Raw genomic sequence first — 14,631 nt, forward strand, 5'->3', positions numbered from 1 at the left:
CATTGGTTCACAGAGTTCAACACTTCATACCCCTATCACCAAAAACTAGGAGCTGTGGTGCGTGTATGTGAACATGCGACTACATGCGTGATGGTAAAAAGATTAGGTAGCTATCTTGGGTTGTAAAAAAGACAAAGCCTGTTGTAATTGCTCGATAGAAAAAAGTCGCTCTTGTGGTGTGCATGATTTGTGGTCTGTGAGCCAAAGATTTGTGCCAATCTCTCCTTTTAGTCCAAATTCCATGTCGCTATACTTGTCGCCTATCATCACGCTTTGGCTCAAATCAAGGCGAAAATCCCCCAACGCTTGCTTTAACATTCCTAATTGGGGCTTACGGCATGCACAGCGCGCCTCTGGAGCATGGGGACAATAGTAGATTTGATCTAGGCCAAAACCTAAATTGGTCTGCAAAAGGGTTTGCATATAGGCGCTCAGGGTCAAAAAATCCTGCTCGCTGTAATACCCCCTAGCGATCCCTGATTGGTTGGTAACTAGCAAGAGTAAAAAATCTTGCATCTTGGCATATTCCAAGAGTTCTAAAATGCCCGGCATTAACTCAAAGTCTGCAGGACGATGGACATATCCCTTATCTACATTGATGACCCCATCGCGATCTAGAAATAACGCTTTGCGCTTCAAGGCATCGATTCCATGTGCGTGTGCATATGGGAGTGGTGAGCATGGCCTTGCCACATGTTGAACCCCTTGTAGAGATCGTAAGCCCCAAACCCCAACATCAAGACAAAGGCCAATTTAGAGAAAAGGGCGCGTGCGGGCGCGCTCAAAAAACGCCCCGAGAGCAGACCCATGACAAATAGAGGCGCAAAAGTGCCCAAAGAAAGTATGAACATGGTCATGAGGGCATGGGGCAAGTCAGGGCTACCTAGCGCATTGAGCAGAAAATAATAAACTAATGAGCATGGCAACGCCCCATTGAGCAAACCCAGTAAGTAGAAACTAAAAAGTTTAGAACTCCCCAAGGTGACTTTAAAAAGTTTTGAAAACACGCTCAAATTCAAATGCCACTTAAACACGAAGCCAAAGGCAAGTAAGATGATGAGCGCGCCCACGCCCATGATCACAATCCCTTGCAGTTTGGGGCGTGCGATTGCGCTATGCTGTGCTACAAGCTCCAAGAGGGTATGACCCAAGAATGCCACAACAAGCGCGGTGAGCATGTAAGTGCTTACCCGCCCTAAATTATAAAAAAAATGCCCGAGTATTTGTGCTTTTAAGGGCAATTGAGGACTAAACTTGCTTTGGGAATAAGCTAGGACAATCCCTCCACACATGCCAACACAATGCCCCAAAGACATAAGAGAGGCACTTAAAAAGAGATAGAGCCACTCCATTATGCGAGCGCGCGTTGCATGCCTTCAAATACCAGCCATTTGTGATAAACCCCACGGGTGAAAAAGGCGCTCAAAAATTCCCCATCCCCCCCCGTGAAAACCACTCTCTTCTCCCCAATTATTTCTTTGAGCACTAAAATCACGCTCTTAAGCACGCCATAACTCAAGGCTTGTATCGTGTTTTGGGGCAGAATTTCCAGCTCTACACGCACATTAATGGGGTGGTCTAACACTGGAGAAATACTCTTGTATGCCATGTGATAGGCTCTAAGACCTGGTAAGATCACTCCACCCAAATGCACCCCCTGCTCCATGACATCTACACTGATCGCGCTTCCTGCATCCACGACTACCCCATTGTCCCCCAATCCTAAGCATGCCGCTTTGCGATCCACGCCCAATCCGTTATAAGAGCTCTTTAATTTAATCTGGGGTTCTAAATTGTGTGCATGGGGGCAAATTTCTAGCAAGGCGCGCTCAAAAACAGGATTAACGCTGATGTAGTGCAGGGGTTCTGTAAAGGACTCCAAAGCGTCTGGAGTGCGGTGCCAGCCCTTTTTGCCATTGAAGAAATGCAGCGCGCTATTTCCAATATCACATAAAATCATGGGTTATGACTCAAATCCATGTAGTAGCGATCGTAATAAATGGTATCTGCCGTGTAAAAGCTCATCTTGTCTAAGCGCCCTCCCCAATTTTTTGAAACATTGCTGAGTTTGTAAACCCTATAGTCATCAAAGTGATCCAGATTGACTTCCACCAAGTAACCCCGCTTCTCTAAGGTGTAGAGTTTTTTATCCGTAACCACTAGACTTGTCAGCATGGCAAAGGGGAGTTTTACAATGCCCATGCTCTGATCGTTGAGAGTCTTATCCATCTCCAAGATACGCCCATCTAAAGTCAAGACATAGAGATGGTTGTTTTTATAGAGCACATCGACAATGTCTGCATCAAAATTGAATTCCTGCCCCGAGATGACTGATACCAATCTCTTGGTGGTGGCAGCAAACATGTTTTCCCCGTCCACTCTCAAGTAGATTACATTATTAAAAAACTTTTCGCTATTGAGCACGATATTGCGCACGACTTTGGGGGTGTCTGTACTGACATCTACTACTAAGAGCCGTCCATCCAGCATGGGGAAGACAACCACAGTGTCTAAAAACACTGGGGCGGCCATTAGAGAGTTGATCGCTGTGGTAGACGCACCTTTTTCGCTAAAAATGAGCTTACGGGTGGTGATGTCATAGATATTGGCCGAATTATCTGCCATCACGACAGCGAGGCGTTTGTCCTGCACGCTTGCGCTCAAAGGGTAGGTGTCTATGGGGATGAAGATAGAAGGCTTGGTTTGGAGGCTGGTGCTGACAAGTTCCAGATGGTGGCAGTGATCGTTTAACACCACCTGTTCGTCTATCGATTCGATATTTTCGATGATTTCCTGCTCTGCTTGTTGTTGGGTTAATTTAACTTGTTTAGGTTTCTTGGGCTTAGGGCCATTTTGCTTATGACTACGCCAGCAATCCTCAGCTAAGATGTAGTAATCCTGGCTTTGGTTAAGAAATGAGCTTTCTTTATACTCTTTCTTGGTCAACCTCAAGGGAGTAACTCCTTGAGTGTCGATTACACCCCCATCCTTTAAAATAGCCCCGTAGCGGTTAGTGAAGGTGATGGGGTTTTTGAGTTCTTGCTGAAAGCGCAACTCGCCCTTGATTTTGGATTTGGGGGGTTCAAAGTTCTTCCTAGAGCCACAGCCCAGACATACCAATACAACCAATAACCATGTAATTCTGAGACTCACTTGGCATCCTTAGAAGAGGGTTTGAGCGCACCATAGTGTCTGAGCAAGGAAGCAATTTGGTGTAGGTTAGAAGTGGGGGTAATGGGAGCCAAAACCGGTTTGATATCGCTTTTAGGGTCTTTTTGAAGCATCAAATAGGCTTTTTGTAGGGCGATCCAACCCTCCAGACCCTCTAATTTGAGTTGCTGCAATGCTTGCAAATCCTCATCGTAAGAAGCACTATAGTAGCGCGCGAACGCACTCACTAAAGTGTTAGACGATGTGCTGAGTTCCCTAAGTGTCTTAATATCCTTGTTCTCCAGTGCGTGCGCGTAGGCATATAGACTATAAAGATCGGGGGCAAGGCGTTTAAGCTTATCGAGCAAGGCTAGATTATTGGGATTTTGCAAAACTTCATTGTAAAGAGCTGTGATTTCTTGGGTGTGCACAGCCTTTCTATGTTCCAAAAACTGGACCACTCCCCACCAAATGGCCACAAGCGCAACTAACGCCCAAAGCACAAACTTGTACTTATTGTAAAGTTTTTCGATTCTAAAAGCACTTTCTAAGAGCTTTTCGTCACTCCTAAATTCTTCTTGGATTTGCTGGAGATTCTCTTTAACTGCCATTTAAACCCCGCTACTCCCAAACCCCTCGCTCCCGCGCTCCGTTTTGTCTAGCTCTGCGCTCCACTCAAATTGCGCATGGCAAACCTGACACAACACCCCCTGAGCGATACGATCCCCAGATTGGATATGAAAGACCCGCTCAGAAAAATTCATCAAAACCACCTGCAACTCGCCCCGATAGTCGCTATCAATGGTGCCCGGAGAATTGAGCACCATAATCTGATGCTTAAGCGCTAGACCGCTGCGAGAACGCACCTGCACTTCAAAACCTTTTTCTAGGGCAATTGCTAAACCCGTGCGCACTAAGGCAACATTTTTGGGTGCGATCTGCAAGGACTCAAGGGCATGCAAGTCAAAACCGCTTGCGCCCGTACTCTGGTAAGCAGGGATATGGGCTTGGGGGTGGAGCTTTTGAATCTTAATTTTTAGCATAGGCGATGTCTTGGTAGCAAATGTCCAAAATCTCAAACTCACTCTCACCCGCAGGCAAGATCACGCTCACCTCATCTCCCTTTTCTTTGCCCATAAGACTCCTTGCCATGGGGGAACTGCACGAGATCAAGCCCCTAGCTGGATCGCTCTCCATGCTCCCTACAATGGTGTAGACCATTTCTTTGTCGGTTTCTAAATTGAGAATTTTTACCGTGCTCCCAAAGCTTACTTTTTTATGGCTCAAGGTGGAAGGGTCAATGACCTGAGCATTGGCTAGAATGCGACTGAGATCATTGATGCGCGCTTCAATAAACGCCTGTTTCTCTTTAGCGGCATGGTATTCAGCATTTTCTTTTAAATCTCCATGCTCGCGCGCACGATCGATCTCTTTGACAATTTGTGGACGCTCTTCTTCTTTAAGGCGCTTGAGCTCCGTGCAAATCTTTTCATAGCCATACATACTCATAGGTTCTTTCATCCACATCTCCTTAATGAATCCCGCATTATATAGCAAGCATGCTTAATTTGGGGTGGTTGTGCTAGCATGCGCTCTATGGTAGCACTCACCTCTAAAATCCAATTCCGCACCCTATGCAAACAAACCCTCTTGGCGCGACGGGGTTGGGATATTAAAGATCACAAAATCACCATGCAGCTCAAACCCTTGCTCAAAAAGTGTCAACGCGTTTTACTCTATTGCCCCTTGTCCCATGAAGCTAATCTCATGCCTCTGATTAAATGGGCGCGCCAACGGGGTATAAAAATTTTTCTACCTATCTTGCATCAGGGTAGTTTGCAAGCCACTCCCTACCGCCTGCCATTGGCGCGCAAGGCTTACCAAATCTTAGAACCTGCACCTTCATGCATTTATCAAACACCCTTAGATTTGGCCATTGTACCCGTATTGGGCATTGATGCCATGGGAAGACGGATAGGCTTTGGAAAGGGATATTACGATCGCTTCTTTGCTAAACGCCCGCAAGTCCCCCTCATTTTTGTTGCGCGGCAAATTCTCCGGAGTCAAAGTGTGCTAGGTGAGAACCATGATATAGTAAGCTCGCGCTTTATCGATCAACGCACTTTAAATAAAATAAACAAAAGGATTATAAATGGTGTATTTACTGGAAATTTTTCTCCCGTGCACGCTCACGGGTTTTTGCGTCTTTTGGTTCACCAAGAAATTTATGCGCGCCCATAGTCAGCAATATGTGCATCAGGCTAAGGCTAAGGCAGACATGCTGCTCTACCAAGCGCAGGTGCTCTACCAGGCCAAAGAAGTGGAATCCCAAACTCTGCTCGAACAATTACAGAGCGAATTCGATCAAAAGATGCGCTATTGCACTCAAGAATACCAGCACAAATTAGACGCACTCCGCTCGCAAGAGCTCCAACAAACTCAGTATTTAAACAGCGAACAAAAACGCCTTAACCAAGTCCGCCAAGACCTAGAAATCCAGCAACAAGACCTAGAAAATCAAAGGAGTGCTCAAGCACAATTGCAAAGCGAATGCGCAGAACTCAAAACACAAATGTTAGAAGCCTTAATGCAAACTTCTGGTTATACTCAAGAGGAGGCCAAAGCGCTGATCTTGCACCAAATGGAAGAAGAACTACTCTTGCAAAAAGCCGCCTTAGTGCGCCGTTACGAAAAAGAGGCTAAAAAAGAGGCACGTGTGCGCGCAAATTTTGTGATTGCGGATGCTACTGCGCGTTTTGCCAGCCATTTCGCGATGGAAAATCTCACCAGTGTGGTCAGTTTGCCTGATAGCGAATTTATCGGACGCGTGATTGGTAAGGAGGGGAAGAACATCGACACCTTTAAACGCATTAGCGGGGTGGAAGTGATGATTGATGAGGAATCCAAGACTATCACTTTGAGTTGTTTTAATCTATACCGCCGCGAGATTGCTAGACGGACTCTCGAGCAACTGATTCAAGATGGACGAATCCAGCCCGCACGCATTGAAACCACCTATCAACGCGTGGAAACACATATGGAAGAGGCGATGTTAGAAGATGCTCAAGAGGTGTTATTAGAACTCAAACTAGATTCCATGCACGAAGAACTCAGACGCTTAATAGGCAAGATGCGTTACCGCACTAGTTACGGACAAAACGCGTTGATTCACTCCATAGAGGTGGCGACTTTAGCTGGTGATATTGCCATGCAATTAGGCGGAGATTCTAAACTCGCACGCCGTGCAGGGATTTTACACGACATTGGTAAAGCACTTACCTACGAATCTGGGAGCGATCATGTGGAATTAGGGGCAGAGGTGTGTGCACGCCATCACGAACACCCCGCCGTGTTGAATGCCATTTATGCCCACCATGATCGTGAGGAAATCAAAAGCATTGAATGCGCAGCCGTATGTGCTGCTGATGCGCTTTCAGCTGCGCGCCCGGGAGCGCGGCGCAAGGATTCTCAAAACTTTTTGGCGCGCATGCATGACTTGGAGCGCATTGCTAGCAAGAAGAAGGGGGTTAAAAAAGTCTTTGCAATGGATGCAGGGCGGGAGGTGCGTGTGATTGTCTGCCCTGAGCGAGTCAATGACGCTAAGATCACCTTGCTGGCTAAGGATATTGCCAAAGAGATCGAAAACACTTTACAATACCCTGGCGAGGTGGTGGTGCATGTGATTCGCGAGAGAGTTGCCCAAGCCGTCGCTCATTGATGCGCGCTCTCACACATCTAAAGGGTCCATCACAATGGTAAAGAGAGGGGTGTTGTCGTCTTGGAGATGGTGTAAGAGACTCAAAAGATTAGAAGTAGAGGTAGCAGAAAGAAGGATTTCATAGCGGTGATTCTTGGCAACTTTGGCGATACGCGCTACGCCTGAGCTTAAGATTGCTACACCCTGCAGATGGGTTAGTTGGCTTTGGATGATTTCCAAAACAGCGTGCATGGCTTCTTGAGCCTTGTCCTCACGAGAATGCTTAAACTCCAGTAAAGCTAAACGCATGAAAGGAGGAAAGATTTGCATGCGTGTTTTGAGTTCGTCCTTGAGAAAGTCTTCGTAATCCTCCAGGTAATTTTCTAAAAAAGCTCGGTTACGGGATTGAATCAGCACTTTTCCATGGGTCTTGCGCGCACTGCGTCCGGCAATTTGGTGCACCAAGCTCACCCCTTGTTCAAAACTTGCGTAACTTCCATTGTGCAACACCTCATCAATGCCCAATACAATGGCCAAATGCACCCCATGGTAGTCATGCCCCTTGGCGATCATCTGTGTGCCAATTAAGATGTCTATTTGCTGTGTATTGAAAGCATCTAAAATACGCTGGATTTGCCCATTTGTGTGAGTATGATCTTTATCTAAAATTCCAATGCGCGCTTGGGGTAACAAGGCTTCCAGCTCTTTTTTGAGTTGCTGTGTACCCATGCGCTTACCCTGCAAAGAGTCATTGTGGCAAGTTGGGCAGATTTTGGGAATGTTTGCTTGGTGTTGGCAGTAATGGCAACGCATGCACTGATCTTTGAGGTGTAAACTCATGTTCACGCTGCAAAAGGGGCAACACACCCCCTGTCCGCACACTTGACATAAAAGTTTTTTAAAATGTGCGCGGGTGGGCATGAAAATCACGCTCTGTTGTTTTTGGACCAGAGTATTCTCTAAGGCATTTAAAATAGCCGGACTGAGAGTAGTGGGGCTTTCATCAAAGTCAATGGCTTGGTCAGAACCATAGAAACGCCCCTTCAAGCGCACGAGGCTTTGACTTTGTTGGGCTAAAGAGTAACTGCGGATACTTGGGGTTGCTGAACCTAGCACAACTTGTATGGGCGTTTGACGTGCTAAATATACACTGAGATCACGGGCATTGTAAAAGGGAGCTTGGTTAGCCTTGTAGGCCTGATCGTGTTCTTCATCTACGATCACCAAACCCAAATGCGCCATGGGCAAAAACAAGGCACTTCTAGTGCCCACCACCACGCGCACCTCTTGAGCATAGAGTTTATCCAAAAGGGTATTTCTCTGGGTGGTGTTGAGCTTGCTATGCCACAGCCCCACCAATGAACCAAAACTATTCAAGAGGACTTTGTAAATTTGGGGAGCTAAGGCAATTTCGGGCACAAGCACCAATACACTTGAGGATTTTTGGAGTTTCTGTGCAATCAAGTGGGTATAGATATGTGTCTTACCACTGCCCGTATCCCCAAAAAGCAGGGCACTTTTAAGGGCACAAATCTTCTCATATGCTATTTGTTGAGAATCGTTGAGTGGACTTAAATATGGAATGTGCTCGAGCGCAATAGGGGTGGGCATGGTTTTAAAAGGCTGAAATACAGGCGCGATCATGCCTATAGGGGCGCAATAGTAAGACGAGATGAAGCGTAATAAAAGCATTTGGTGGGCATTGAAGTAGGTCCCTGTGGAATTTGCCTTTTTACACACAAAGTGGGGCTTGGCGCACTCTTGTAACACCACTCCTAAAACATAGCGCGATCGCAGGGGAACCTTCACCACCAGACCCGGCTTCAAGGTGGTTGGACTCTCATAAGTCAGGGGCTTGGTTTTAGCAAAGGGCGCGATGGTATAGAACAGAAACAGCCTTATATGTTGCAGGGGCTGGTGTTAGAATCCCAGCAACCGCACTCACTCAAAAATGACGCTCTTAGGATCGACCTCATCTCCATAAACAGGTTTAAGAGTAGCGTCATAAGCCTCCTTGATAAACCCGTTCTTAATGAGAGTGTCTATTTCCTTGTTGAGCCACTCCAATAAAACCTTATCACCTTTTTTTACCGCTGGGGCAATAACATCTTGATCCCCTAGACTAGGGATGCCCACTTTAAATTCAGGATTTTTCTTAACCCATGCAAATAAAAGCGTGTTGTCATGGGCTAGGGCTGCCCCGCGGTTGTTTTTCAACGCTAAAAAAGTTTCGGTGTTTTGATCATATTTCAGCAAAGATACCTTAGGGTAATTTTTGGAGAAATAAAAATCCGCCGTAGTGCCCTTGTTTACGATCAGAGGTTTATCCTTGAGATCGTCAATACTTTTGATCTCTCCATTTTTAGACACCACTCCCAGAGCGACCTTCATATAGGGCTTGGCAAAATCCACGACAGCCTCTCTCTCCTTAGTTTTGGTAAAATTTGCCATGATCACATCTACCTTATTAGACTTCAAAAACTCCACCCGTGCGGCCGCCTCTACAGGGATAAACTCTACTTTTTTCTCATCGCCCAGCAAATCCTTAGCCATGCGTTTGGCGATATAGACATCAAAACCAGCAGGCTGCCCCTTGCTATCCACGAACCCAAAGGGGGGCTTGTCGCTGAATACGCCCACTCTAAGAACACCGCGCTTTTTAATCAACGCGATGCTATCCTCTTTGCTTTCCGCTTTGTGGTCATCTCCACATCCAGCCAAAATCAAACCCAAAATTACCCACAAAATTCCAAAACCCTTAGCCCATGCCCGCATATGCACTCCTTAAATTAAACTAAAAACCTACTTTCTATCACAACAACATCAACAATCCCCTAAAAAATTAAAAATTTCTAAGAATTTCTGGGCACGCTCAGATTGAGGCTGCTCAAAAAAGCCTTGCGGGCTATTCTCTTCCACTACCACGCCCTGATCGAAAAACACAATGCGGTGTGCCACTTTTCTAGCAAACTTCATCTCATGGGTTACAATGACCATGCTCATCCCCTCGTGCGCCAGCTCTAAGATCACCTCCAAGACCTCTTTGACCATCTCTGGATCGAGACTGGCAGTAACCTCATCAAAGAGCATCACCTCTGGTTGCATGCACAGCGCGCGTACAATGGCCACGCGTTGCTTTTGCCCCCCGCTGAGTTCTCTAGGGTGGGCGTTCTTTTTGTGCTCCAATCCCACGCGTTTTAAAAGTGCGATCGCCCTCTCTTCTACCTCCTCTTTAGCGCGTTTTTGCACCTTAAGGGGAGCTAGCAGGATATTTTGCAACACGCTTAAATGGGGAAAGAGTTCATAACTTTGAAAAACCATTCCAATTTTTTGGCGCACAGCATTCCAATTAGTCTTGGGCACGCTGATCTCCTCTTGGTTGAAAAAAATCTGCCCGCTTTGAATTTCCTCCAAACCATTCAGACATCGTAAAAAAGTACTTTTACCACACCCACTAGGTCCTAAAATCACCACCGCCTCCCCCTTGTGCAAACTAAAATCAATACCCTTTAACACCACATGATCGCCATAATACTTTTGTAATTGGATGGTTTGCAAAATTGCCATTTAGCCCCTATTGTGTTGGTATTTTTTCTCTAGGCGTTGGCTCAAATAAGAGAGGGGATAGCAAAGCACAAAGTAAAGCACAAAGATCAAGCCATAGACATAGAAACTCGCATTAGGTATTTTTAAAATATTGATCTCAATGAGTTGTTGGCCTACTTTTAACAACTCCACTGCGCCAATAAGACTCATCAAAGCAGTTGTCTTGATCATGCGGCTAAACAGATTAATGCTGGCAGGCAAGAGGGCTAAAAAGGCTTGCGGGAAGATGATGAGCCAAGTGGTTTGTGCCCCACTTAGTCCCAAGGCGCGCGCGCTTTGGATTTGATGCAGGCTGGTAGAAGTGAGCGCGCCGCGTGTGAGATCCATCATCTCAGCCGCTCCCCACACCCCAAAGACGATAATGCTCGCCCCAATGGCAGGCAAATGCCAATCAAAAAGAGTGGCCGATCCAAAAAAGACTAAAAAGAGCCACACCAATAGCGGAATAATGCGCACACTCTCTAAATACACACGGCATAAAGCACGCGCGATCCTACCCCCAAAAGCCATCACCACCCCCAAGCCCACCCCACCTATTAGCGCGATGGCAATAGAAGCCAAAGCCACTTCCAAAGTGGTGAGTAAGCCCTCAGCTAAGCGCGCTAAATTATCTGGGGCAAAGACTTCCAAGACCTCTAGCATACACGCCTCTTATAATACTTCTCTAAGGCTACAAATAGCCCGCTTAAAGGGAGTAAAACCACCAAATAAGAGAGCACCAATAACACCAACGCCTCGTTAGTTTTATAATAAATCCCTATCAAATCCTTAGCTACGAACATGACATCGACTAAAGCAATGGCACTCACGACAGAACTCTCTTTAAGCAAAAAGATCACATTGGCCCCCAAAGAGGGTAAAGAGATCGCTAAACTTTGAGGGAATAAAACATGTCTTAATGCCTGCAGGCGGCTTAAGCCTAGAGCGAGCGCAGATTCTAGTTGCACCTTAGACAGAGCTTTGAGCCCGAGTAAAAAACTCTCTGCCATATACCCTCCACCCAAAAATGCAATGCCAATAATTGCACACGCCTTAGCGCTCAAAGAAAAGCCGATTTCATTAAGTCCATAATAGAGAAAGAAGAGCTGAATGAGCAGGGGTGTGTTGCGCGCGATTTGGATATACCAAGCTAGGGGTCTGCTCCAAAAACCCTTAAAATAGAGTCCCAAGCTTACCCCAAAGCCCACTACTAGCGCGCAAACAATACCGACCACCGAAATATAGAGAGTGAGCCAAAGCCCCCACCCAAAGGCGGGCAGGGCGTGGCGCATAAACTGCCAATCCAAATCCACAACGCAACCTTTTACAAGCCTTAAAGCCTGCTAAAAGCCTCTATCTTAGAGAAAAAAGCTTAAGGTCGCGCTTAAAAGCCTCTTAAAGCGCCATAGGCTCCATCAGGTGGAAATTCATGTAACGATAAATCTCCTCTCTGCGGGCTTCTAATTTGCTAGCCACCAAATCCAAATACTCTTTTGGAGTGGGGATTCTGCCCAAGAGCGCACACACTGCGCCCAATTCCGCACTGCCTAAATACACCTGTGCCCCCTTGCCCATGCGGTTGTCAAAATTGCGTGTAGAAGTGGAGAATACCACCGCATTATCGCGCACCCGTGCTTGATTGCCCATGCACAAACTACACCCGGGCACTTCTGTGCGCGCCCCTGCGGCCCCAAAGATGGAAAAATAACCCTCTTTGATCAGTTGCTGTTCGTCCATTTTAGTGGGGGGCACAATCCAAAGGCGAATGGGTGATGCTCCCGCTCCCTTGACAATCTCCCCAAAGGCTCTAAAATGCCCAATATTGGTCATACAACTGCCTATAAACACCTCATCGATCTGTTGAGGGCGTTTGGGATTGCTCAACACCTCGCTTAAAGTCGCCACATCGTCCGGGTCATTGGGGCAGGCCAAAATGGGCTCTTTGATCTCATTAAGATCGATCTCAATCACAGCGGCATACTCCGCATCTGGATCGGGCTCAAGCAAGAGAGGGTTATCAATCCACGCCTGCATTTTTTGTGCCCGCCTTCTCAAGGTTTCTTTGTGCTCATACCCGCTAGCAATCATCTGTTCGATGAGCTGGATATTAGAGCTTAAATATTCAATGATAGGCTCTTTATCTAGGCGCACGGTGCAGGCAGCTGCGCTTCTCTCCGCACTCGCATCGCTGAACTCAAAAGCCTGCTCAATCTTGATGTTGCCCAAACCCTCGATCTCTAAAATCTTGCCATTGAAGATATTCTTCTTGCCCTTTTTCTCCACGGTGAGTAAGCCCTGTTTGATCGCATAGTAGGGGACAGCATTAACTAAATCCCTCAGCGTAATGCCCGGCTGCATCTCTCCCTTAAAGCGCACCAAGACAGATTCGGGCATGTTCAAGGGCATAGTGCCCGTAACTGCAGCAAAGGCCACAAGTCCGCTACCAGCGGGGAAACTAATGCCAATGGGAAAGCGGGTGTGGCTATCCCCACCTGTGCCTAGAGTGTCGGGTAAGCCCATGCGATTGAGCCATGAGTGGATGATCCCATCTTTGGGCTTGAGTGCGACTCCTCCCCGAGAGGTAAAAAACTGGGGCAAGGTGGCTTGTAAACTCACATCAGAGGGCTTAGGATAGGCCGCTGTGTGGCAAAAGGACTGCAAGACAAAATCGGCCTCAAAACTCAAGCTGGCTAATTCTTTGACCTCATCGCGTGTCATCGCTCCGGTAGTGTCCTGACTGCCCACAGTGGTTGTCATAGGCTCGCAGTAAGTGCCCGGGCGTACACCCTCCAGCCCACATGCGCGCCCCACCATTTTTTGCGCCAAAGTATAACCCTTCTTACTTTCTGCAGGTTGTTTAGGTTTAGCAAAAACTTCAGAGGGCTCTAGCCCTAAGAATTTGCGCGCCTTATTAGTCAATCCACGCCCAATAATTAAGGCAATGCGCCCCCCCGCGCGGTATTCATCGGCTAGTGTGGTAGGCTCGAGTTTAAAAGTGCTCACCACTTGCCCTTGTTTGCAAATCTCGCCCTTATAGGGATAAACTTCAATGATGTCTCCCTCTTTTAAATCCTTGACATCGGCTACAAGGGGCAAAGCACCACTATCCTCACATGTTGCAAAGAAAATGGGGGCAATGACCCCCCCGATCACCACGCTCCCACTGCGCTTATTGGGCACATAGGGAATATCTGTGCCAAAATGCCACATGATGGAATTAGTCGCGCTCTTGCGCGAACTCCCCGTACCCACCACATCGCCCACATACACGACTGGCACGCCCTTAGATTTGATGTTTTTTAGGCGTTCTTGGTAGTTTTCTATGCGGTTTTTGAGCATGGCATTGGCATGCAAAGGAATATCGCTACGCGTAAAGGCATCGCTAGCCGGACTCAAATCGTCCGTATTAGTCTCCCCATCAATTTTGAGCACGCATAGCTCTAGCTTTTCGGGCAAAGCGGGCTTATTTAAAAACCATTCTGCATTTGCCCAAGATTCTAGCACTTCTTTAGCTAAAGGGTTGGTGTTGCTTAAGTTAGCAATGCTCTCAAAGGCGTTATAGACTAAAAGCGTGGATTTTAAGGCTTGGCAAGCGGCTTTACTAATCTGCTCATCGCTACTCTGCAGAGCTTGCATTAAAGGCGCGACATTATACCCCCCTAGCATCGTGCCCAAATACTCCACCGCTTCTAAGGGGCTAAAATGCGCGCACTCATGCTTTTTAAGTGCTAAGTTGCCTAGAAACTCTGCCTTGACCTGTGCCCCCTCGTCCACGCCCGGACTCACTCTGTGGATTAATAAATCCTTAGCAAAGGCGCATTCTGCACTATCTTTAGAGTGCAATAAAATGTCCACCACACCCTCTACCTGTTTAGCACTCAAGGGCAAAGGGGGGATGTTTTCTTGCGCGCGTTGCGCCTCAATCTCTCTGTATTCTTGGATAAATGTCTGCATACAACTCCTTAAAGAAATGATCGCGATTGTAGTATATAATAATTTAGAGTTATTTACTATTTGCGCCGTAAAGCCCCTAGCTTTAGCTATGGGGATATAAGGCGTATTTTGTGCTATAATGTCTTTCGTAGAGTGGGGGCATCCACTCTTGGAGTAGAAGTTGTAAGACCCGCTTGTGGGCAGACTTTGATGATACCAGAATCCCCTAGCTTTAGCTATGGGGAGTATGTCAATTAATTTGCCTA

15 protein-coding genes are annotated in these 14,631 nt (G+C 46.8%); 2 read left to right on the top strand and 13 right to left on the bottom strand.

Annotated features, from left to right (window positions below; all coding sequences use genetic code 11):
- Positions 1-102: 102 nt before the first annotated feature.
- From KCO92_RS00665 to greA, 7 genes are read right to left on the bottom strand one after another with little or no spacing between them, the layout of a single operon-like run.
- Entirely contained in the window at positions 103-639 is a 537-nt protein-coding gene (locus KCO92_RS00665) for a D-glycero-alpha-D-manno-heptose-1,7-bisphosphate 7-phosphatase (protein WP_104695939.1), read from the bottom strand.
- Positions 636-1,352, bottom strand: a complete 717-nt coding sequence (locus KCO92_RS00670) for a sulfite exporter TauE/SafE family protein (RefSeq protein WP_199766012.1) — start codon at positions 1,350-1,352, stop codon at positions 636-638. The genes KCO92_RS00665 and KCO92_RS00670 overlap by 4 nt, the downstream gene beginning before the upstream one ends.
- A complete protein-coding gene (locus KCO92_RS00675; protein WP_104695937.1) occupies positions 1,352-1,960 on the bottom strand; it encodes a type III pantothenate kinase in 609 nt (202 codons plus the stop codon). The genes KCO92_RS00670 and KCO92_RS00675 overlap by 1 nt, the downstream gene beginning before the upstream one ends.
- Entirely contained in the window at positions 1,957-3,153 is a 1,197-nt protein-coding gene (locus KCO92_RS00680; protein WP_104695936.1) for a hypothetical protein, read from the bottom strand. The genes KCO92_RS00675 and KCO92_RS00680 overlap by 4 nt, the downstream gene beginning before the upstream one ends.
- Complete coding sequence (locus tag KCO92_RS00685) at positions 3,150-3,761, bottom strand: hypothetical protein (protein WP_104695935.1); 612 nt, start codon at positions 3,759-3,761, stop codon at positions 3,150-3,152. The genes KCO92_RS00680 and KCO92_RS00685 overlap by 4 nt, the downstream gene beginning before the upstream one ends.
- The gene (gene dut, locus KCO92_RS00690) at positions 3,762-4,193 is read right to left on the bottom strand and encodes a dUTP diphosphatase (protein ID WP_104695934.1); all 432 of its coding nucleotides are present in this window, start codon (positions 4,191-4,193) and stop codon (positions 3,762-3,764) included.
- Positions 4,180-4,671, bottom strand: a complete 492-nt coding sequence (gene greA, locus KCO92_RS00695) for a transcription elongation factor GreA (protein ID WP_104695933.1) — start codon at positions 4,669-4,671, stop codon at positions 4,180-4,182. Before greA ends, dut begins: the two co-directional genes overlap by 14 nt.
- Positions 4,672-4,746: 75 nt before the next feature.
- Between greA and KCO92_RS00700 the strand changes: the two genes are divergently transcribed.
- Complete coding sequence (locus tag KCO92_RS00700) at positions 4,747-5,391, top strand: 5-formyltetrahydrofolate cyclo-ligase (RefSeq protein WP_158653577.1); 645 nt, start codon at positions 4,747-4,749, stop codon at positions 5,389-5,391.
- A complete protein-coding gene (gene rny, locus KCO92_RS00705) occupies positions 5,303-6,868 on the top strand; it encodes a ribonuclease Y (RefSeq protein WP_104695931.1) in 1,566 nt (521 codons plus the stop codon). The genes KCO92_RS00700 and rny overlap by 89 nt, the downstream gene beginning before the upstream one ends.
- A gap of 9 nt (positions 6,869-6,877) precedes the next feature.
- On the opposite strand, the gene priA is transcribed toward rny, so the two are convergent.
- From priA to acnB, 6 genes are all read right to left on the bottom strand, one after another.
- Entirely contained in the window at positions 6,878-8,737 is a 1,860-nt protein-coding gene (priA, locus tag KCO92_RS00710) for a replication restart helicase PriA (protein WP_104695930.1), read from the bottom strand.
- A 51-nt stretch (positions 8,738-8,788) separates the two neighbouring features.
- A complete protein-coding gene (locus KCO92_RS00715; RefSeq protein ID WP_411710210.1) occupies positions 8,789-9,628 on the bottom strand; it encodes a cysteine ABC transporter substrate-binding protein in 840 nt (279 codons plus the stop codon).
- Between the two features lie 42 nt (positions 9,629-9,670).
- On the bottom strand, positions 9,671-10,414 hold the full coding sequence (locus tag KCO92_RS00720) for an amino acid ABC transporter ATP-binding protein (RefSeq protein ID WP_104695928.1): 744 nt from the start codon (positions 10,412-10,414) through the stop codon (positions 9,671-9,673).
- Positions 10,415-11,095, bottom strand: coding sequence for an amino acid ABC transporter permease (locus tag KCO92_RS00725; RefSeq protein WP_104695927.1), 681 nt, complete (start codon positions 11,093-11,095; stop codon positions 10,415-10,417).
- Positions 11,089-11,745, bottom strand: a complete 657-nt coding sequence (locus tag KCO92_RS00730; protein WP_104695926.1) for an amino acid ABC transporter permease — start codon at positions 11,743-11,745, stop codon at positions 11,089-11,091. The genes KCO92_RS00725 and KCO92_RS00730 overlap by 7 nt, the downstream gene beginning before the upstream one ends.
- An 82-nt stretch (positions 11,746-11,827) precedes the next feature.
- Positions 11,828-14,386 carry a bifunctional aconitate hydratase 2/2-methylisocitrate dehydratase gene (gene acnB, locus KCO92_RS00735; RefSeq protein WP_104695925.1) on the bottom strand — a complete coding sequence of 853 codons (2,559 nt, stop codon included), beginning with the start codon at positions 14,384-14,386 and terminating at the stop codon, positions 11,828-11,830.
- Positions 14,387-14,631: the final 245 nt, after the last annotated feature.

Origin of the sequence: Helicobacter salomonis (assembly GCF_017979425.1) — a bacterium.
Classification (GTDB): domain Bacteria; phylum Campylobacterota; class Campylobacteria; order Campylobacterales; family Helicobacteraceae; genus Helicobacter; species Helicobacter salomonis.